The organism is Fodinicurvata halophila (assembly GCF_042651425.1).
GTDB lineage: Bacteria > Pseudomonadota > Alphaproteobacteria > Kiloniellales > DSM-21159 > Fodinicurvata > Fodinicurvata halophila.
On record NZ_JBHSCW010000004.1, the window covers coordinates 26,981 to 43,684 of the forward strand.

At 67.5% G+C, this 16,704-nt stretch carries 18 protein-coding genes; 13 read left to right on the plus strand and 5 right to left on the minus strand.

The window, feature by feature from the left end; genetic code table 11:
* Nucleotides 1-103: 103 nt before the first annotated feature.
* Nucleotides 104-451: an arsenate reductase (glutaredoxin) gene (arsC, locus tag ACFOW6_RS09560; RefSeq protein ID WP_382422134.1), complete on the plus strand. Its 348-nt coding sequence runs from the start codon at nucleotides 104-106 to the stop codon at nucleotides 449-451.
* A gap of 9 nt (nucleotides 452-460) precedes the next feature.
* On the opposite strand, the gene ACFOW6_RS09565 is transcribed toward arsC, so the two are convergent.
* Both ACFOW6_RS09565 and ACFOW6_RS09570 read right to left on the minus strand, forming a co-directional pair.
* Complete coding sequence (locus tag ACFOW6_RS09565) at nucleotides 461-1,519, minus strand: quinone-dependent dihydroorotate dehydrogenase (RefSeq protein ID WP_382422135.1); 1,059 nt, start codon at nucleotides 1,517-1,519, stop codon at nucleotides 461-463.
* 4 nt (nucleotides 1,520-1,523) lie between these two features.
* The gene (locus ACFOW6_RS09570; protein WP_382422136.1) at nucleotides 1,524-1,913 is read right to left on the minus strand and encodes a DUF952 domain-containing protein; all 390 of its coding nucleotides are present in this window, start codon (nucleotides 1,911-1,913) and stop codon (nucleotides 1,524-1,526) included.
* Nucleotides 1,914-2,101: 188 nt separating this feature from the next.
* Here ACFOW6_RS09570 and ACFOW6_RS09575 point away from each other — a divergent pair, with 188 nt between their 5' ends.
* The 5 genes from ACFOW6_RS09575 to ACFOW6_RS09595 all read left to right on the plus strand — a co-directional run bounded on the left by ACFOW6_RS09575 (nucleotide 2,102) and on the right by ACFOW6_RS09595 (nucleotide 6,849).
* Nucleotides 2,102-2,935 carry a branched-chain amino acid aminotransferase gene (locus ACFOW6_RS09575; protein ID WP_382422137.1) on the plus strand — a complete coding sequence of 278 codons (834 nt, stop codon included), beginning with the start codon at nucleotides 2,102-2,104 and terminating at the stop codon, nucleotides 2,933-2,935.
* 61 nt (nucleotides 2,936-2,996) lie between these two features.
* Nucleotides 2,997-3,836: a diaminopimelate epimerase gene (gene dapF / locus ACFOW6_RS09580; protein ID WP_382422138.1), complete on the plus strand. Its 840-nt coding sequence runs from the start codon at nucleotides 2,997-2,999 to the stop codon at nucleotides 3,834-3,836.
* A 64-nt stretch (nucleotides 3,837-3,900) separates the two neighbouring features.
* Nucleotides 3,901-5,220, plus strand: coding sequence for a tRNA (N(6)-L-threonylcarbamoyladenosine(37)-C(2))-methylthiotransferase MtaB (gene mtaB / locus ACFOW6_RS09585; RefSeq protein ID WP_382422139.1), 1,320 nt, complete (start codon nucleotides 3,901-3,903; stop codon nucleotides 5,218-5,220).
* Nucleotides 5,217-6,155, plus strand: a complete 939-nt coding sequence (ftsY, locus tag ACFOW6_RS09590; protein WP_382422140.1) for a signal recognition particle-docking protein FtsY — start codon at nucleotides 5,217-5,219, stop codon at nucleotides 6,153-6,155. The genes mtaB and ftsY overlap by 4 nt, the downstream gene beginning before the upstream one ends.
* A 4-nt stretch (nucleotides 6,156-6,159) precedes the next feature.
* Nucleotides 6,160-6,849, plus strand: a complete 690-nt coding sequence (locus ACFOW6_RS09595) for a YggS family pyridoxal phosphate-dependent enzyme (protein WP_382422141.1) — start codon at nucleotides 6,160-6,162, stop codon at nucleotides 6,847-6,849.
* A 42-nt stretch (nucleotides 6,850-6,891) separates the two neighbouring features.
* On the opposite strand, the gene ACFOW6_RS09600 is transcribed toward ACFOW6_RS09595, so the two are convergent.
* From ACFOW6_RS09600 to ACFOW6_RS09610, 3 genes are all read right to left on the minus strand, one after another.
* Complete coding sequence (locus ACFOW6_RS09600; RefSeq protein ID WP_382422142.1) at nucleotides 6,892-7,419, minus strand: L,D-transpeptidase family protein; 528 nt, start codon at nucleotides 7,417-7,419, stop codon at nucleotides 6,892-6,894.
* A gap of 164 nt (nucleotides 7,420-7,583) precedes the next feature.
* On the minus strand, nucleotides 7,584-8,135 hold the full coding sequence (locus ACFOW6_RS09605) for a carboxymuconolactone decarboxylase family protein (RefSeq protein WP_382422143.1): 552 nt from the start codon (nucleotides 8,133-8,135) through the stop codon (nucleotides 7,584-7,586).
* Between the two features lie 139 nt (nucleotides 8,136-8,274).
* Complete coding sequence (locus ACFOW6_RS09610) at nucleotides 8,275-8,823, minus strand: peroxiredoxin (protein ID WP_382422144.1); 549 nt, start codon at nucleotides 8,821-8,823, stop codon at nucleotides 8,275-8,277.
* 322 nt (nucleotides 8,824-9,145) lie between these two features.
* Here ACFOW6_RS09610 and uvrB point away from each other — a divergent pair, with 322 nt between their 5' ends.
* The 7 genes from uvrB (at nucleotide 9,146) to ACFOW6_RS09645 (ending at nucleotide 16,527) form a co-directional block, all read left to right on the plus strand.
* Nucleotides 9,146-11,374 (plus strand): excinuclease ABC subunit UvrB, encoded by a 2,229-nt coding sequence (uvrB, locus tag ACFOW6_RS09615; protein WP_382422145.1) that lies wholly within the window; start codon nucleotides 9,146-9,148, stop codon nucleotides 11,372-11,374.
* A gap of 172 nt (nucleotides 11,375-11,546) precedes the next feature.
* A complete protein-coding gene (locus ACFOW6_RS09620) occupies nucleotides 11,547-12,521 on the plus strand; it encodes a calcium/sodium antiporter (RefSeq protein WP_382422146.1) in 975 nt (324 codons plus the stop codon).
* Between the two features lie 302 nt (nucleotides 12,522-12,823).
* Entirely contained in the window at nucleotides 12,824-13,015 is a 192-nt protein-coding gene (locus ACFOW6_RS09625) for a twin transmembrane helix small protein (RefSeq protein ID WP_382422147.1), read from the plus strand.
* Nucleotides 13,016-13,058: 43 nt separating this feature from the next.
* Nucleotides 13,059-13,628, plus strand: a complete 570-nt coding sequence (locus ACFOW6_RS09630; RefSeq protein WP_382422148.1) for a cob(I)yrinic acid a,c-diamide adenosyltransferase — start codon at nucleotides 13,059-13,061, stop codon at nucleotides 13,626-13,628.
* Nucleotides 13,629-13,862: 234 nt separating this feature from the next.
* Entirely contained in the window at nucleotides 13,863-14,612 is a 750-nt protein-coding gene (locus ACFOW6_RS09635; protein ID WP_382422149.1) for an electron transfer flavoprotein subunit beta/FixA family protein, read from the plus strand.
* Nucleotides 14,612-15,559 (plus strand): FAD-binding protein, encoded by a 948-nt coding sequence (locus tag ACFOW6_RS09640; RefSeq protein ID WP_382422150.1) that lies wholly within the window; start codon nucleotides 14,612-14,614, stop codon nucleotides 15,557-15,559. The genes ACFOW6_RS09635 and ACFOW6_RS09640 overlap by 1 nt, the downstream gene beginning before the upstream one ends.
* 65 nt (nucleotides 15,560-15,624) lie before the next feature.
* Entirely contained in the window at nucleotides 15,625-16,527 is a 903-nt protein-coding gene (locus ACFOW6_RS09645) for a 3-hydroxybutyryl-CoA dehydrogenase (RefSeq protein ID WP_382422151.1), read from the plus strand.
* The last annotated feature ends 177 nt before the right edge of the window (nucleotides 16,528-16,704 follow it).

Sequence of the window (16,704 nt, forward strand, 5' to 3'; positions counted from 1 at the left end):
CTACCAAGTTTCTCGAGTCGTCCGGACACTCCGGCACAGCCGGCAAGAGCCCGGCGGACGGAGGTCCAGGGCAAACGGGCGCCCAGGCAAGAGGAGTTGTCCGGTGGCGGTTACCATCTATCACAATCCGAGATGCAGCAAATCCCGGCAGGCGCTGGCTTTGCTGCGCGACAAGGGCGTGGAGCCGCGCATCGTCGAATACCTGCGCACGCCTCCGGATGCCGAAACCCTGAAGGGCATTCTCGAACGCCTGGGCCTGGCGCCGCGCGAGTTGATGCGGCGCAAGGAAGCGCCCTACAAGGAACTGGAACTGGACAACCGCGGCCTGGATGACGCGGCCCTGATCCAGGCGATGGTGGACAACCCTATCCTGATCGAGCGCCCCATTATCCTGAAAGGCGAGAAGGCTGTGGTGGGCCGTCCGCCGGAAAAGGCGCTGGAGATTCTTTAAACCCCCAAGTCATGCCGAGTCGACCCCGACGGCCTCGGAGAGCTGGTTGTAGCCGTCGCGTTCCAGGCAGGTGGCCAGTTCGCGGTGGAGACGCTGGACCAGGGCCGGACCCTGGAAGACCAGGGCGGTGTAGAGCTGGACCAGGCAGGCGCCGGCGCGGATCTTGCGATAGGCGTCCTCTCCGCTGGCCACGCCGCCAGTGCCGATCAGTGGCATGCGGCCCTCGGTCAGGCGATGCATTTCGGCCAGCAGCTCCGTCGCGGACGCCATCAGGGGGCGGCCGCTCAGCCCGCCGGTCTCGTTCTGGTACCGGCTCTTTAGGCTGTCCGGCCGGGTGATGGTGGTGTTGCTGACGATCAGGCCCTGCAGCGGGGCCGCCAGGGCCACGGCGGCGATGTCTGCCCGGTCTTCCGGCGTCAGGTCGGGGGCGATCTTGAGCACCAGCGGCGGCGCCGGCGCGGGCAGGGCGTCCTGCACGGCGGCAACCAGCTTCTCCAGTTCCCTGCGTCCCTGCAGGGCGCGCAGGCCCGGCGTGTTGGGCGAGGAGACGTTGATCACCAGATAGTCGGCCAGCGGACCCAGCAGGCCTGCGCCCTGGGCGTAGTCGGCCGCGGCGTCGGCGCTGTCCTTGTTCTTGCCGAGATTGACGCCCAGCAGGCCCCGACCACCGTTCTCGCGCCAGCGGCGGATGCGTGCAGCGGCGGCCTCGATTCCGGCGTTGTTGAAGCCCATGCGGTTGATGACGGCCTGGTCCTCGGTCAGACGAAACAAGCGCGGACGCGGATTGCCGGGCTGCGGGCGTGGCGTCAGGCTGCCCACCTCGACGAAACCGAAGCCCAGGGAAAGCACGGGGCCCATGACCTCGGCATCCTTGTCGAAGCCGGCGGCGAGGCCCAGTGGCGAGGCGAAGCGGTGACCCCAGACGTCGATGCCCAGTCGGGGATCGACCTGGGCCGGAGTGCCGCGGACCAGGCCACTGCCAAGCGCCCGCAGGGTAAGGCGATGGGCGCGTTCGGGCTCCAGAGCGTGCAGCAGTGGGCGGGCCAGTGTGAAGGCATCCAGAGCCATGGGATCAGCTATCCCCCTCCAGGTTCAGGGCGTCCAGGTCCGGGAAGACGTGCTGTCCCTCCGTGCCCAGGGGCAGAGGCCAGCTGCGCCGCACGGCCCCAGGGGACAGCGGGCCGTAGAGGTGCGGGAACAGGGCGCCGCCGCGCGAGGGCTCCCACGTCAGGGCGTCGCCCAGCGCCTCGGGGTCGACCTCCAGCAGGACCAGCCCCTGCTGCCCGGCGCGGTGCTTCGCCACGCTCTCGCGCAACTGTGCGCGCGTCGAGAAGTGGATAAAACCGTCGCGCCGGTCGTCCTCGGAGCCGTCGTAGCGCCCCTGTTCCAGGGCGGCGGCCCAGTCGGCCTCGCGGCAGACATGGTAGATTTGGCCGGGGTAGATATGGCCGGGCTCTGTCATCGTTACTGCAGCCTTTCCGTCAGTCCTGACGCAGCCTAGCGATTCTTTCCCGCAAGGCCAGAACCACAACAGGGGAAGAGTGAATTTTTCGAACATCGCGAACAGCCTGTGATGGTGTTTGCCGCCTGCAGAGCAATTGGGTAGGCTGAGGCCCTGAAACAGCTGTCAGTCTGTCGGGAGGACGCGCCGTGAAGGTCTGGAATTTCCATGAAGGCGAATGGATCGAAGGCAATCCGCCGCTCCTGCGGCCGTTGAGCCACGGCTTCTGGCTGGGGTCCATGGTCTTCGACGGTGCCCGCGCCTATGAAGGCATTGCCCCTGACCTGGATCTGCACTGCGCGCGGGTGATCGACTCCGCCCGCAATATCGGCCTGGCACCCTTTCACAGCGTGGAGGAGTTGCTTGAGCTGTGCCACGAGGGACTCAAGAACTTCGAGGCCGAGGACGAACTCTACATCCGCCCGGCCTATTGGGCCGAGGAGGGCTTCGTCGATCCCGATCCCGAGACCACGCGTTTCTGCCTGACGATTCACGAGGCGCCGATGCCGGAGCCCAAGGGGGCGGCCATCACGCTGTCGCCCTTCCGCCGACCGACTCCGGAAACCGCGACCACGCACGCCAAGGCCAGCTGCCTCTACCCCAATGCCGGCCGCGCCCTGCGCGATGCCAAGGCGCGCGGCTTCGGCAATGCGGTGATGCTGGACGCGCTGGGCAACGTGGCCGAGCTGGCCACCGCTAACCTCTGGCTGGGCAAGGACGGCGTGGCGCGCACGCCGGTGCCCAACGGCACTTTCCTCAACGGCATCACGCGCCAGCGCGTGGTCAAGCTGTTCCACGAGGCCGATGTGCCGGTCGAGGAGGTCCAGCTGACCTATCGCGACTTCCTGGAGGCTGACGAGATCTTCAGCACCGGCAACTACGGCAAGGTCATGCCCGTGACCCGCATCGAGGACCGCGAACTGCAGCCGGGACCGCTCTACAAGATGGCCCGCGAGCTCTATTGGGACTGGTCGCACTCCTGAGAGGTGGCCGCGTCGGTCCGCCGTCATGGACGCGGTCCGGATGCGAGCCTATAAGAAGGCCATGAGCACGCGCACTCCCTTCCGCAAGATGCATGGCCTGGGCAACGATTTCGTGATCGTGGATGCCCGCGAGACGGGTTTGTTCTTCACGCCCGGGCAGGCGGCGCGCATCGCCGATCGCCGGCGCGGCGTGGGCTGCGACCAGCTGATCGTCATGGAGCGGGCGAGCGATGATGCCGATCTGTTCATGCGCATCCTCAATGCCGACGGCAGCGAGGCCGAAGCCTGCGGCAATGCCACGCGCTGCGTCGCCCTGCTGCTGTTTGCCGAGACCGGCCGTCGCGAAGCGGTGATCCGCACGCTGGGCGGGCGCTTGCCGGCGCGTCTGGCCGAAGGCGGCGAGGTCAGCGTGGACATGGGACCGGCGTATCTCGAGTGGGACGAGGTGCCGCTGGCCGAAAAGGCCGATACGCTTCACCTGGACTTCGACTGCGGCCCGCTGGTCGATCCCGTCGCGCTGTCCATGGGCAATCCGCACGTGGTCTTCTTCGTCGAGGACGTGGATGCCATCGACCTGGAACAGCTGGGCCCCGAGATCGAGCACGATCCGCTGTTTCCGAAGCGCACCAATGTCCAGATCGTCTCGCTGGCCGGCCCGGACCATCTGCGCCAGCGCATTTGGGAGCGCGGCGCCGGCCTGACGCTCGCCAGTGGCAGCGGCGGCTGTGCCGCCATGGTCGCGGCGGCGCGCCGCGGCCTGGTCGGGCGCTCGGCCCGTGTCGACCAGCCGGGCGGACGGCTGACCCTGGACTGGCGCGAGGAGGATGGCCATGTCTGGATGACCGGGCCCGTGGCCACGGCCTTCACCGGCGAAATCGACCCCAGCCTGCTACAGGGCTGATCCTCGCGCGGCGGGCATGGACGGGCATGGACTCGGGGGCCTTCAGCCCCCTATAAGGCGCGTGATGCAGACAGATTCCGCCATAACGTCCCCCGTGGACCCGGCCTCGCAGGAGGGCAGGGAGCCGGAGATCGTGACCTTCGGCTGCCGCCTCAACGCCTATGAATCCGAGGTGATGCGCGAGCACGCGCGCGCCAACGGGCTGAGCGACGTGGTGATCTTCAACTCCTGTGCCGTGACCGCCGAGGCCGAGCGCCAGTTCCGCCAGTCCGTACGGCGCGCCCGCCGGGAGCATCCCGAGGCCATGATCATCGTCACCGGCTGTGCCGTCCAGGTGGATCCCGAGCGCTATGCCGCCATGCCCGAAGTGGACCGTGCGCTAGGCAACATGGAGAAGCTGGACCCGCGCAGCTTCGCCGCCGAGGGTCTGCCGCGTCTGATGGTCAACGACATCATGAGCGCGCGCGAGACCGCGGGGCACCTGATCGAGGGCTTCGCCGAGCACACCCGCGCCTTCATCGAGGTGCAGCAGGGCTGCGACCACCGCTGCACCTTCTGCATCATTCCCTTTGGGCGCGGCCCCAGCCGTTCGGTGCCCATGGGCGAGATCGTCGAGCAGGTGCGCAAGCTGGTGGCCGGCGGCGTCCGCGAGGTGGTGCTGACCGGCGTCGACGTCACCTCCTATGGTAGCGACCTGCCCGGCCAGCCGAGCCTGGGGCAGATGATGCGCCGCCTGCTGGCGCTGGTGCCGGAGCTGCCGCGCCTGCGCCTGTCCTCGCTGGACCCGGTGGAGATCGACGACGACATCTATCGCCTGCTGGCCGAGGAGCCGCGGCTGATGCCGCACCTGCACCTCTCCGTGCAGGCCGGTGACGACATGGTGCTCAAGCGCATGAAGCGCCGCCACCTGCGCGCCGACGTGCTGGAGGTCTGCCGCAGGGTGCGTGAGCTGCGCCCCGACGCCGTCTTCGGCGCTGACATCATCGCCGGCTTTCCCACCGAGAGCGAGGAGATGTTCGAGAACACCCTGCGGCTGGTGGACGAGGCGGGACTGACCTGGCTGCACGTCTTCCCCTATTCGGAGCGCCCCGGCACGCCGGCCGCCCGCATGCCGGCGGTGCCCAAGTCGCAGCGCAAGGAACGCGCGGCCCGTCTGCGGGCGGCCGGCCAGCGTGCCCAGGAGACCTTCCTGGACAGCCGCGTCGGCACCATCGCCTCGGTCCTGGTCGAGGAGGATCCCGGTGACGGCGCGGGCCCGCGCGGGCGCTGCGAACACTATGCGCCGGTCCGCCTGGCGCCCGAATGCGCGGCCGGCGTCGGCGAAATCCACAAGGTCAGAATTCTGAATTCCGAAAATGGCGAACTGAGAGGGGAGCCTGCATGAGCGAAGGCGGGGGCTGGTTTTCACGGCTGAAGAAGGGGCTCTCGCGCTCCTCCTCCAAGATCGGCGAGGGCATCACCGGCATCTTCACCAAGCGCAAGCTGGACGACGAGGCCCTGGAGGAGCTGGAGGACCTGTTGATCTCCGCCGATCTGGGCGTCTCCACGGCCGGCAAGCTGACCGCCAACCTGGCCAGGACGCGTTTCAACAAGGACGTCTCCGACGAGGAGGTGCGCGAGGCCCTGGCCGCCGATGTAACCGGGATCCTGGAGCCGGTGGCCCAGCCCCTGACCCCCGATCCGGACAAGCGCCCGCATGTGGTCCTGGTGGTCGGCGTCAACGGCAGCGGCAAGACCACCACCATCGGCAAGATGGCCCAGCTGAATCGCGAGGCCGGGCGCTCGGTGGTGCTGGCGGCGGGTGACACCTTCCGCGCGGCGGCCATCGAGCAGCTCAAGGTCTGGGGCGAGCGCACCGGCTGCGAGGTGGTCTCCGGCAAGCAGGGGGCCGACGCCGCCGGCCTGGCCTACGAGGCGCTGGAGCGGGCGAAGGACAGCAACGCCGACCTGCTGTTCATCGACACCGCCGGGCGCCTGCACAACAAGTCCGACCTGATGGCCGAACTGCAGAAGATCCAGCGCGTGCTGGCCAAGCTGGACCCCGAGGCGCCGCACGACGTGCTGCTGGTGCTGGACGCCACCACCGGCCAGAACGCGGTGCAGCAGGTGGGCACCTTCCGCGAGCTGGTGGACGTGACGGGCCTGGTGGTGACCAAGCTGGACGGCTCGGCGCGCGGCGGCGTTCTGGTGGCGCTGGCCGAGCAGTACGGCCTGCCGGTCCATGCCGTTGGGGTCGGCGAATCGGCCGAGGATCTGCGCCCCTTCGAGGCCGAGAGCTTCGCGCGCAATCTCATGGGCCTACCGGTGCGGGGAGCGTAGGTCGATGACCACGGGAACCGGACCTGACATCGCGGCCAACCTGGAGCAGATCCGCCAGCGCATCGACCGCGCGGCGCAAAAGTCGGGGCGCACGGCGCAGGACGTCACTTTGGTGGCCGTCTCCAAGACCCATCCGCAGGAGCGGGTGAAGGCGGCCCTGGACGCCGGCCACCGCATCTTCGGCGAGAACCGCGTGCAGGAGGCCGAGGGCAAGTACCCCGGGCTTCGCGAGGCCTTCCCCGAGCTGGAGCTGCACCTGATCGGGCCGCTGCAGACCAACAAGGCGGAGGACGCCGTGGCGCTGTTCGATGTGATCCAGACCCTGGATCGCGAGAAGCTGGCGAAGGCCCTGGTCAAGGCCATGGACAAGCTGGATCGCCGCCCGCCCTGCTTCGTCCAGGTCAATGTGGGCGAGGAGCCCCAGAAGGCGGGTGTGCTGCCCGAGGAGGCCGACGCCTTCATCGCGTCCTGCCGTGACGACTACGGGCTGCCGCTCGCAGGCGTCATGTGCATCCCGCCGCTGGACGAGGCGCCGGCGCCCCATTTCGCCCTGCTGCGCCAGATCGCCGAGCGCAACGGCCTGGCCGGCCTGTCCATGGGCATGAGCGGAGATTACGAGACCGCCGTGGAGCTGGGGGCCACCCACGTGCGCGTCGGAACGGCGATCTTCGGCGAGCGTCCTCCGCAATCGTGAGGCCCCCAATGGTGAGCCCGCCACAGCCGTGGAACGCCCGTCTCAGTCCTGGTGGACCTCGACCGCCGACTCGGGCGTGATGCCCGCCAGCACGATTTCCAGGTCGGGGCGCCGCAGCGCCACGCAGCCCAGGGTGGGCGTATAGTCCGGTTTCGCGCAATGCAGGAAGATGGCACTGCCCAGATAGGGTTGGGGCGGACTGTCGTTGTGGCCCAGCACCACGATCAGGTCATAGAGCTCGTCGGCGCGCCACAGCTCTTCGCGGCTGGCCTCGAAGGGCAGTTTGACCAGGCGGTTGTACTCGGGATGGTCTGGATCGTCGCACCAGCCGTCGTCGGGCTCCAGGGCCCGGCAGTCGATGCGGCAGGGCGGCGGCGCGCCGCGGTCCGGGCGGAAGAACAGGCGCCGCATGGGCAGGCGGCCCGCCGGTGTGGCGCCGTCGCCCTCGCGCTTGTCGGCGGCCGGCACCACGCCGCCGCTGCCGATGGCGCAGCGGAAGCGCTGGTCGCCGAACTCGGCCACCCAGCCGTCGGACCCCTGAAAGACGATCAGGTCGTGTGCCTTGGACATGCGCGCATGATAACGGCCGGGCCGCCCGGGACAAGCCCCGGGATCGACAGGCCCGAGGCGGCGCCGGATCTGAAACGAAAAACCCCGGCGGACAGGGGGAGAGTCTGTTCGCCGGGGTTTCGGATTCGGAATCCAGGGAATTCCGAAAGAGAGTTCGTGTCGCCTCAGGCCGCGGCCTGTTGGCTCTCGGGCAGGGCGTCTTCGCCGGTCAGCGTGGCGGAGACCGCGTGGACCACGGCGGCGATGCGCAGGGCGTCCTGCACCGCTTCCTTGCTGGCGCCCTTGCCCAGCACTTCACGCTCGTGGGCTTCCAGGCACATGCCGCAGCCGTTGATGGCGGAGACGGACAGGGACCAGAGCTCGAAGTCCAGCTTCTCGGCGCCCGGGTTGGCGATGACGTTCATGCGCAGGCGCGCCGGCATCTTGCCGTATTCCGGGTTCGAAAGCAGGTGCAGCGAGCGGTAGTAGACGTTGTTCATGGCCATGATGGCCGCCGCCGACTTGGCCGCCTTGGCGTCCTGCTCGGTGAGATGCTGCGCGGCATCCTCGGCGATGGCGGCGATGACCTTCGGGTTGCCGGCGGCGAGCGCGGAGGCCAGCACGGCACCCCAGATCTGGCGCTCGTTCAGCGCCGTGGAACTCAGGATGTTGGACAGGTTGAGCTTCAGATCCTTGGCGTAGTCGGGAATCTGGCTCTTGAGCGTGTCGATGGACATGGCAATGGCCTCGGCTTTTCGGTGTCGGATCAGGATGAAGGGGATGCGTAGCTTTCGGCGCCGCGGGCTGCGCGGCCGGCCCCGCCAGTCTTGCGATCTGGGTCGGGGGCCGGCCGGCTGCAGCTCTTGCTCAGCGGCCTCAGGCGACCTTGAGGACCTCTTCGCCCTGCTGCCAGTTGCAGGGGCAGAGCTCGTCGGTCTGCAGGGCATCGAGGATGCGCAGGGTCTCCTGCGGGTTGCGGCCGACGCTCAGGTCGTTGACGGCGACATGGCGGATGATGCCGTCGGGATCGACGATGAAGGTGGCGCGCAGGTCGACGCCCTCGTTCTTGTCGAGGATGCCCAGGGACTGGCTGAGCTCGCGCTTCAGGTCCGAGAGCATCGGGAACTTCAGGTCGCGCAGGTCTTCATGGTCGCGCTTCCAGGCCAGGTGCACGAACTCGCTGTCCGTGGAAAGGCCCAGGATCTGGGCGTCGCGATCGGCGAATTCCTCGTTCATCTGGCTGAACGCCGCGATTTCCGTCGGGCAGACGAAGGTGAAGTCCTTCGGCCAGGCGAAGAGCACCAGCCACTTGCCCTCATAGGACTTGTCGTTGATCTCGACGAAGGCCTCGCTGGGGTTCTGCGGCTGCCCGGCGGGAACGGCCTTGAGATTGAAGGACGGAAGTGTGTCGCCAACTGTAAGCATGAGCTGTCTGTCTCCTGTTTCGCGTTTGCTGCGGTGCAAATGTTGCAGTGCGGTATCCACCCATATGGGCGGTAAGAAAGGTGTTTCCAGTAGGGAAGACGTATTTTTTGGAATAATTCCAAAACGCGTTCTTGAAGTAGGAAAAATCCGCGCCGGCGTCAAGAATTTTTTGGAATGCTTTTAATCTTCACTGTTGCACCCTGTATGTGGCTCCGAAAAACCTGGTCCATTCCGGCAAGCATGCAGCCCGGCCTGAAAAATTTTGCGCTGCACGGCGTCTGCCCTCTGGCTCTGCGGGCCTCTGCCTCTTACATAGATCGGGATGTCTGAAGCGCTCTCTTCTCCCAGCCTGACGGACTCCGATGTCTTTCAGCCGCCCGCCGGCACGTCGGCGGGCTTCGTGCTGAACTCGGACTACGACCCCGCCGGCGACCAGCCCCAGGCCATTTCCAGCCTGACCGAGGGGCTGCAGCAGGGCGAGCGCGACCAGGTGCTGCTGGGCGTCACGGGCTCGGGCAAGACCTTCACCATGGCGCACGTGGTCCAGAACCTGCAGCGCCCCACGTTGGTGCTGGCCCCCAACAAGACCCTGGCGGCCCAGCTCTATGCCGAGATGAAGTCGCTGTTCCCCGAGAACGCGGTGGAGTACTTCGTCTCCTACTACGACTACTACCAGCCCGAGGCCTACGTGCCGCGCAGCGACACCTACGTGGAGAAGGAGTCCTCGATCAACGAGCAGATCGACCGCATGCGCCACGCCGCCACGCGCGCCCTGTTCGAGCGGCGCGACGTCATCATCGTGGCCTCGGTCTCCTGCATCTACGGCATCGGCTCGCCCGAGACCTATGCCCGCATGACGCTGTCGCTCGAGGCCGGTCAGCAGGCGGACCTGAAGGAGCTGCTCAGGAGCCTGACCGAGCTGCAGTACAAGCGCAACGACATGAACTTCGTGCGCGGCACCTTCCGGGTGCGCGGCGACAGCCTGGAGATCTTTCCCGCCCACTACGAGGACCGGGCCTGGCGGGTCTCCATGTTCGGCGACGAGATCGAGGACATCCACGAGATCGACCCGCTGACCGGCGAGAAGGGCCCGAGCCTGAAGTCGGTCAAGGTTTACGCCAACAGCCACTACGTGACGCCGCGTCCGACGATCCTGCAGGCCATCGAGCAGATCAAGACGGACATGAAGCTGCGCGTCGACGAGTTCGTGGCCGCCGGCAAGCTGCTGGAGGCCGAGCGGCTGCAGCAGCGCACCACCTTCGACCTGGAGATGATGGAGGCCACCGGCTCCTGCGCCGGCATCGAGAACTACTCGCGCTACCTCTCGGGCCGCCAGCCCGGCGAGCCGCCGCCGACGCTGTTCGAGTACCTGCCCGAGGACGCGCTGCTGATCGTCGACGAGAGCCATGTGACGGTCCCGCAGATCGGCGGCATGTACCGCGGCGACTACGCACGCAAGTCGACCCTGTCGGAATACGGCTTCCGCCTGCCGTCCTGCATCGACAACCGGCCGCTGAAGTTCGAGGAATGGGACCTGATGCGCCCGCCCACGGTCTATGTCTCGGCCACGCCGGGCAAGTGGGAGATGGAGCGCACCGGCGGCGTCTTCGTCGAGCAGCTGATCCGGCCCACCGGCCTGATCGACCCGCGCTGCGAGATCCGGCCTACGGAGAGCCAGGTGGACGACGTCATCGCCGAATGCCGGGCGACCATGGAGCAGGGCTATCGCGTGCTGGTCACCACGCTGACCAAGCGCATGGCCGAGGACCTGACGGAATACCTGCACGAGGCCGGGCTGAAGGTGCGCTACATCCACTCCGACGTGGACACGCTGGAGCGCATCGAGATCATCCGCGACCTGCGTCTCGGCGTCTTCGACGTTCTGGTGGGCATCAACCTGCTGCGCGAGGGCCTGGACATTCCCGAATGCGCCCTGGTCTGCATCCTGGATGCGGACAAGGAGGGCTATCTGCGCTCCACCACCTCGCTGATCCAGACCATCGGGCGGGCGGCGCGCAACGTCGACGGCCGCGTCCTGCTCTACGCCGACAAGCGGACCAAGTCGCTGGAGGCGGCGATCGGCGAGACCGAGCGCCGGCGCGAGAAGCAGAAGGCCTACAACGAGGAGCACGGCATCACGCCGGAGAGCATCCGCAAGCAGATCTCGGACATCCTGGAAAGCGTCTACGAGCGCGACCATGTCACCGTGCAGACCGGCGACGAGGAGACGCGGCACCTGGTGGGCAACAACCTGCAGGCGCACATGGAGGACCTGGAGAAGCGCATGCGCGACGCCGCCGCCAACCTGGAGTTCGAGGAGGCCGCCCGCCTGCGCGACGAGATCCGCAAGCTGGAGGCCAGCGAGCTGGAGCTGCCGCCCGGGGCCGCAAAGGGAGCGGCACAGGCCACCGGCGGAGAGAGCGGTTTCGCGCAGAAGGTGGCCCGGGCCGAGGCCGAGACGAAGAGCCGCCGGGGCAGCAAGTCAGGCGGCAGCAAGGGACACGGGGGCAAGAGCGGTCAGCCGAGCGGCAAGGGGCGGCGCAAGGGCTGATCGTTACATCCGTTCCGCCGGATCCGGGCCTCGAGGGCGCGCCGGCGGAGACCAACCAAGGGGGAATTCGATGCTTTGGACTTGTAAAGCCGCGCGGGAAGACAGATTTGCAGCAACCATGACGCTTTCGCGTCCGCACCGCCCCCTTCCGTAACCGGTCGCCAGGCAGTCCATGGTTTACATCCTCCTTCTCGTCGGCCTCATCCTGCTGTGCGGCGGCGGAGAATTCCTGGTGCGGGGCTCCGTTGGCGTGGCCAAGCGGCTCGGCATATCCCAGCTGCTCATCGGCCTGACCCTCGTGGGCTTCGGCACCTCCTCGCCCGAGCTCGTGGCCTCGGTGAAGGCGGCGCTGGCCGGTGCACCCGGCATTGCCGTGGGCAACGTCGTCGGCTCCAACATCTCGAACATCCTGCTCATCGTCGGCTCCACGGCCGTCATCATGCCGATCCTGTGCAGCCGCTTCGCGCTCAAGCGCGACGGCACGGTGATGCTGGTGGCCACCGTCATCTTCGGCTTTGTCTGCTATGCCGGCTTCATCACCCGCTGGATGGGCCTCGGCCTGTTCCTGGCGCTCGTCTTCTACCTGGCCTTCTGCTATTTCCAGGAACGGCGCAGCACCGCGGCCGCCCGCCTCCACGAGGCCGAGGCGGCCGAGATCGAGCCCCTGCCGGGCTCGCTGACCAGGAACCTGCTGGTCGCCCTGGGCGGACTGATTGCCGTGCTGATCGGCGCCAGCCTGCTGGTGGATTCCGCCATCCAGCTGGCGCGCCTGGCCGGCGTCTCCGAGACCCTGATCGGGCTGACGGTGGTGGCCATCGGCACCTCGCTGCCGGAACTGGTGGCCTCGGTGATCGCCGCGCTGAAGCGCCACGCCGACGTGGCCTTCGGCAACATCCTGGGCTCCAACCTGTTCAATCTCTTCGGCATCATGGGGGTGACCGCGCTGGTCAGGCCGATTCCCGTGCCCCACGAGATCCTGGGCCTGGACTACTGGGTGCTGCTGGGCGCCTCGCTGCTGCTGATCGGCGCCGCCACCGTGGGCCTGCGCATCCGCCGCTGGCAGGGCGTGGTCTTCGTGGCGCTCTACGCCACCTACCTGTCCTACCTCTATTCCACCGCCGTGGCGCCCGCCGCCCCCGCACTTTAGGGTTTGTGCCGGCCGCGCGATGGGATTAGTTGTGTGAGAGGTTTGGCTGGCGCATGTGCCGGTGCTTCGAGGCACCCCTGCGGGGTGCACCTCAGCATGAGGGGAGATTTGGTGCTGGTCACTATCCTCTCCTCATCCAGAGGTGCGAGCGTTAGCGAGCCTCGAAGGATGCCGGCTCAGCCGATGGGGTTCGCCAAGGCTCAGGGCCAGGGTACTTCGAGGCCCGATGAGGTGAGGTTTTTGGGAATGGCCGGACGTCCGCAGGGACGGGCCGGTCGGGACACGAACGATAGGCGGCTGTCATGAATGCTTTCATGATGATCCTGGTGGTGATCGCCATGCTGATGACCCTGGGCGTGCTCTTCGCGGGGCTGTTCTCCATGGCCCGCGGGGGCGAGTTCAATCGCAAGTACGGCAACAAACTGATGCGCTGGCGCATCATCATGCAGGGCGTGGCCCTGGTGCTCTTCGCGCTGGCCATGGCGGCGAAGTAGGCGCCACCCGCGCGCCGACCCGCAGCGCAGCAGGAGGAACGAGATGGTACAGCTGACCCGCATCTACACCCGCGGCGGCGACAAGGGGAAGACCTCGCTGGCCTCCGGTACCCGCGTGCCCAAGCACGACCTGCGGGTGACCGCCTACGGCACCGTGGACGAGGCCAATGCCGTGCTCGGCCTGCTGCTCGCCGAGGACGGGCTGGACGAGGCCACCCGGGCGCTGCTGACCCGCGTGCAGAACGACCTGTTCGACCTGGGCGCCGACCTGGCCACGCCCGAGGAGCCCGAGCCCGAATATGAGCCGTTGCGCATCACCGCCGCCCAGGTCACCTGGCTGGAGCAGGAGATCGACCGCTACAACGCCGAGCTGGCGCCGCTGAAGACCTTCGTCCTGCCCGGCGGCACGAAGCCCTCGGCCTGGCTGCACCTGGCGCGCACGGTGGTGCGCCGGGCCGAGCGCGACGTCACCCAGCTGGCCGAGGACACCCCGCTCAATGCCGAGGCGGTGAAGTACGTGAACCGGCTGTCGGACCTGCTGTTCGTGCTGGGGCGCTATCAGAACGAAAAGGGTCGGAACGACGTTCTCTGGGTGCCCGGAAAGAATCGATAACCTGTGGCTGTGCGGGGAGAAATCGACCACGGACCCGGAAAACCCGGGCGGCGGAGGCACGCAATTGACACATGCTGTAGGCCTTCCTATGGTGCAGCGCACAGTCCCGGACTGCGCGTTTCTTGTGGGCCGGGCGCAATCCAGAACAACAGGCCGCGCGGGTCTCGTCCTGCCGGTTTCCATCGCGAAGACGAAACAGCTTCATCCAACGACAGCAGGACTGCAGGATAGCCCATGAAGGTACTGGTCGCCGTCAAGCGCGTCATCGACGCCTACGTCAAGGTTCGCGTGAAGTCCGATGGCTCCGGGGTCGAGACCGCGAACGTCAAGATGTCCATGAACCCCTTCTGCGAGATCGCCGTGGAAGAGGCCGTGCGCCTGAAGGAGCAGGGCATCGCCAGCGAGGTGGTGGTCGTCTCCTGCGGCCCGCAGGTCAACCAGGAGACCATCCGCACGGCGCTGGCCATGGGCGCCGACCGCGGCACCCTGGTGCAGAGCGACGAGGACCTGCAGCCCCTGGCCATCGCCAAGATGCTCAAGCACGTGGTCGAGCAGGAACAGCCGGACCTGGTGCTGCTGGGCAAACAGGCGGTGGACAACGACTTCAACCAGACCGGCCAGATGCTGGCCGCCCTGCTGGGTTGGTCCCAGGGCACCTTCGCCTCGAAGATCGAGAAGCAGGACGGCACGCTGCGCGTGACCCGCGAGATCGACGGCGGGCTGGAGACCCTGGACCTCTCGACTCCGGCCATCGTCACCGCCGACCTGCGCCTCAACGAGCCGCGCTATGCCTCGCTGCCCAACATCATGAAGGCCAAGAAGAAGCCCATCGAGACCCTCGATGCCGCTGAGCTGGGCCTCGACATCGCGCCGCGCCTCAAGGTGCTGAACGTCTCCGAGCCGCCCGCCCGCCAGGCTGGCGTGCGGGTCGAGAGCGTCGCCGAGCTGGTGGACAAGCTGAAGAACGAAGCGAAGGTGATCTGATGAGCATCCTGGTAATCGCCGATCACGAGAACACGCAGCTGGGCGCCGCCACGCTGAGCACCCTCAACGCCGCGCAGCAGATCGCCGCCCAGGGCGGCGGCGACATCCATGTGCTGGTCGTCGGCAACGGCTGTGGCGAGGCCGCCCAGGCCGCCCAGGCGCTGCCCGAGGTGAAGAAGGTCCTGCTGGCCGACGCGCCGGAATACGGTCACCTGATGGCCGAGAACGTGGCGCCGTTGATCGTCAGGCTGGCCGAGACCTACGACTATATCCTGGCCGGCAGCGCCACCTTCGGCAAGAACGTGCTGCCACGCGCGGCCGCCCTGCTGGACGTGCAGCCGATCAGCGACATCGTCACCGTGGAGTCCACCGACACCTTCGTGCGCCCGATCTACGCCGGCAATGCGCTGGCCAAAGTGCAGAGCGGCGATGCGAAGAAGCTGATCACCGTGCGCGGCACCGCCTTCGACGCCGTGCCGGCCGAGGGCGGCAGCGCCGAGCTGGAGACCCTGGAGGGCACGGGCGACGTCGGCCTGACCGGCTATGTCGGCCAGGAGCTGACCCAGTCCGAGCGCCCCGAGCTGACCACCGCGCGGGTCGTGATCTCCGGCGGGCGCGGCATGCAGAGCGGCGACAACTTCGTCATCCTGGAGCGCGTGGCCGACAAGCTGGGCGCCGCCCTGGGCGCCAGCCGCGCGGCGGTTGACGCCGGCTTCGTGCCGAACGACTATCAGGTCGGCCAGACCGGCAAGGTGGTGGCGCCCGAGCTCTACATCGCCGTGGGCATTTCCGGCGCCATCCAGCACCTGGCCGGCATGAAGGACTCCAAGGTGATCGTTGCCATCAACAAGGACGACGAGGCCCCGATCTTCCAGGTGGCCGACTACGGCCTGGTCGCCGACCTCTTCGAGGCGGTGCCCGAGCTGGAGAAGGCCCTGGACCAATAGGCCCCCAGCCGGCCGGCGCACGGCCGGGGCGGCGAAGTTCCACAGGAAGAAAGAGCCAGATCGAGATGTCCCAGGATAACAGCAGAGCAGACTTCACCATCACGAAAGTGGGCGTCATCGGCGCCGGCCAGATGGGCAGCGGCATCGCCCAGGTCTGTGCCCAGGCGGGCTACGACGTCCTGCTGCAGGACCTGGCCGACGAACAGCTGGACAAGGCGCTGGCCGGCATCGAGAAGCACCTGGACCGCCAGGTGAAGAAGGACCGGCTCTCGGAGGCCGACAAGCAGGCGGCGCTCAAGCAGATCTCCAAGGCCGCCTCGGTGCCCGAGCTGGGCGACTGCGACCTGGTGATCGAGGCGGCGACCGAGAACGAGGAGGTCAAGCGCGGCATCTTTCACGAGCTCTGCGAGCACCTGAAGGACAACGCCATCATCTGCACCAACACCTCGTCGATCTCGGTGACGCGCCTGGCGTCCACCACCGACCGGCCGGGGCGCTTCATGGGCATGCACTTCATGAACCCGGTGCCGGTGATGCAGTTGGTCGAGCTGATCCGCGGCATCGCCACCGACGAGGACACCTTCGCCACCATCCGCCAGCTGACCGAGCAGCTGGGCAAGACCCCGGTGGCCGCCGAGGACTTCCCGGCCTTCATCGTCAACCGCATCCTGCTGCCCATGATCAACGAGGCGGTCTATACCCTCTACGAGGGCGTGGGCTCGGTGGAGGCCATCGATACCGCCATGAAGCTGGGCGCCAACCACCCCATGGGCCCGCTGGAGCTGGCCGACTTCATCGGCCTGGACACCTGCCTGGCGGTGATGCACGTGCTCTACGACGGCCTGGCCGACAGCAAGTACCGCCCCTGTCCCCTGCTGGTGAAGTACGTCGAGGCCGGCTGGGTCGGCCGCAAGGCCGGCCGCGGCTTCTACGACTACAGCGGCGACAAGCCGGTGCCGACGCGGTAAGGGTCGGGACCGGCAGGACGCCAGCGGCGCCGTCTGGCCCTGTGGCCGCATCCTTCGAGGCTCCGCGCTCCTCATCCTGAGGAGCCGCCGCAAGGCGGCGTCTCGAAGGGCGCGCTCCGCACCTCTGGATGAGGGTTTTCCTTGTGGCCTCCTCACCCGTCTCCCCTCACGCTGAGG

Coding starts and splice junctions, on each gene's coding strand:
- ACFOW6_RS09640 (WP_382422150.1), top strand. CDS start 14,612: ATGAGCATCCTGGTAATCGCCGATCACGAGAACACGCAGCTGGGCGCC.
- ACFOW6_RS09630 (WP_382422148.1), top strand. CDS start 13,059: ATGGTACAGCTGACCCGCATCTACACCCGCGGCGGCGACAAGGGGAAG.
- ACFOW6_RS09635 (WP_382422149.1), top strand. CDS start 13,863: ATGAAGGTACTGGTCGCCGTCAAGCGCGTCATCGACGCCTACGTCAAG.
- dapF (WP_382422138.1), top strand. CDS start 2,997: ATGAGCACGCGCACTCCCTTCCGCAAGATGCATGGCCTGGGCAACGAT.
- ACFOW6_RS09610 (WP_382422144.1), bottom strand. CDS start 8,823: ATGCTTACAGTTGGCGACACACTTCCGTCCTTCAATCTCAAGGCCGTT.
- ACFOW6_RS09600 (WP_382422142.1), bottom strand. CDS start 7,419: ATGTCCAAGGCACACGACCTGATCGTCTTTCAGGGGTCCGACGGCTGG.
- ACFOW6_RS09570 (WP_382422136.1), bottom strand. CDS start 1,913: ATGACAGAGCCCGGCCATATCTACCCCGGCCAAATCTACCATGTCTGC.
- ACFOW6_RS09620 (WP_382422146.1), top strand. CDS start 11,547: ATGGTTTACATCCTCCTTCTCGTCGGCCTCATCCTGCTGTGCGGCGGC.
- ACFOW6_RS09595 (WP_382422141.1), top strand. CDS start 6,160: ATGACCACGGGAACCGGACCTGACATCGCGGCCAACCTGGAGCAGATC.
- ACFOW6_RS09565 (WP_382422135.1), bottom strand. CDS start 1,519: ATGGCTCTGGATGCCTTCACACTGGCCCGCCCACTGCTGCACGCTCTG.
- ACFOW6_RS09605 (WP_382422143.1), bottom strand. CDS start 8,135: ATGTCCATCGACACGCTCAAGAGCCAGATTCCCGACTACGCCAAGGAT.
- ACFOW6_RS09625 (WP_382422147.1), top strand. CDS start 12,824: ATGAATGCTTTCATGATGATCCTGGTGGTGATCGCCATGCTGATGACC.
- ACFOW6_RS09645 (WP_382422151.1), top strand. CDS start 15,625: ATGTCCCAGGATAACAGCAGAGCAGACTTCACCATCACGAAAGTGGGC.
- mtaB (WP_382422139.1), top strand. CDS start 3,901: ATGCAGACAGATTCCGCCATAACGTCCCCCGTGGACCCGGCCTCGCAG.
- uvrB (WP_382422145.1), top strand. CDS start 9,146: ATGTCTGAAGCGCTCTCTTCTCCCAGCCTGACGGACTCCGATGTCTTT.
- ftsY (WP_382422140.1), top strand. CDS start 5,217: ATGAGCGAAGGCGGGGGCTGGTTTTCACGGCTGAAGAAGGGGCTCTCG.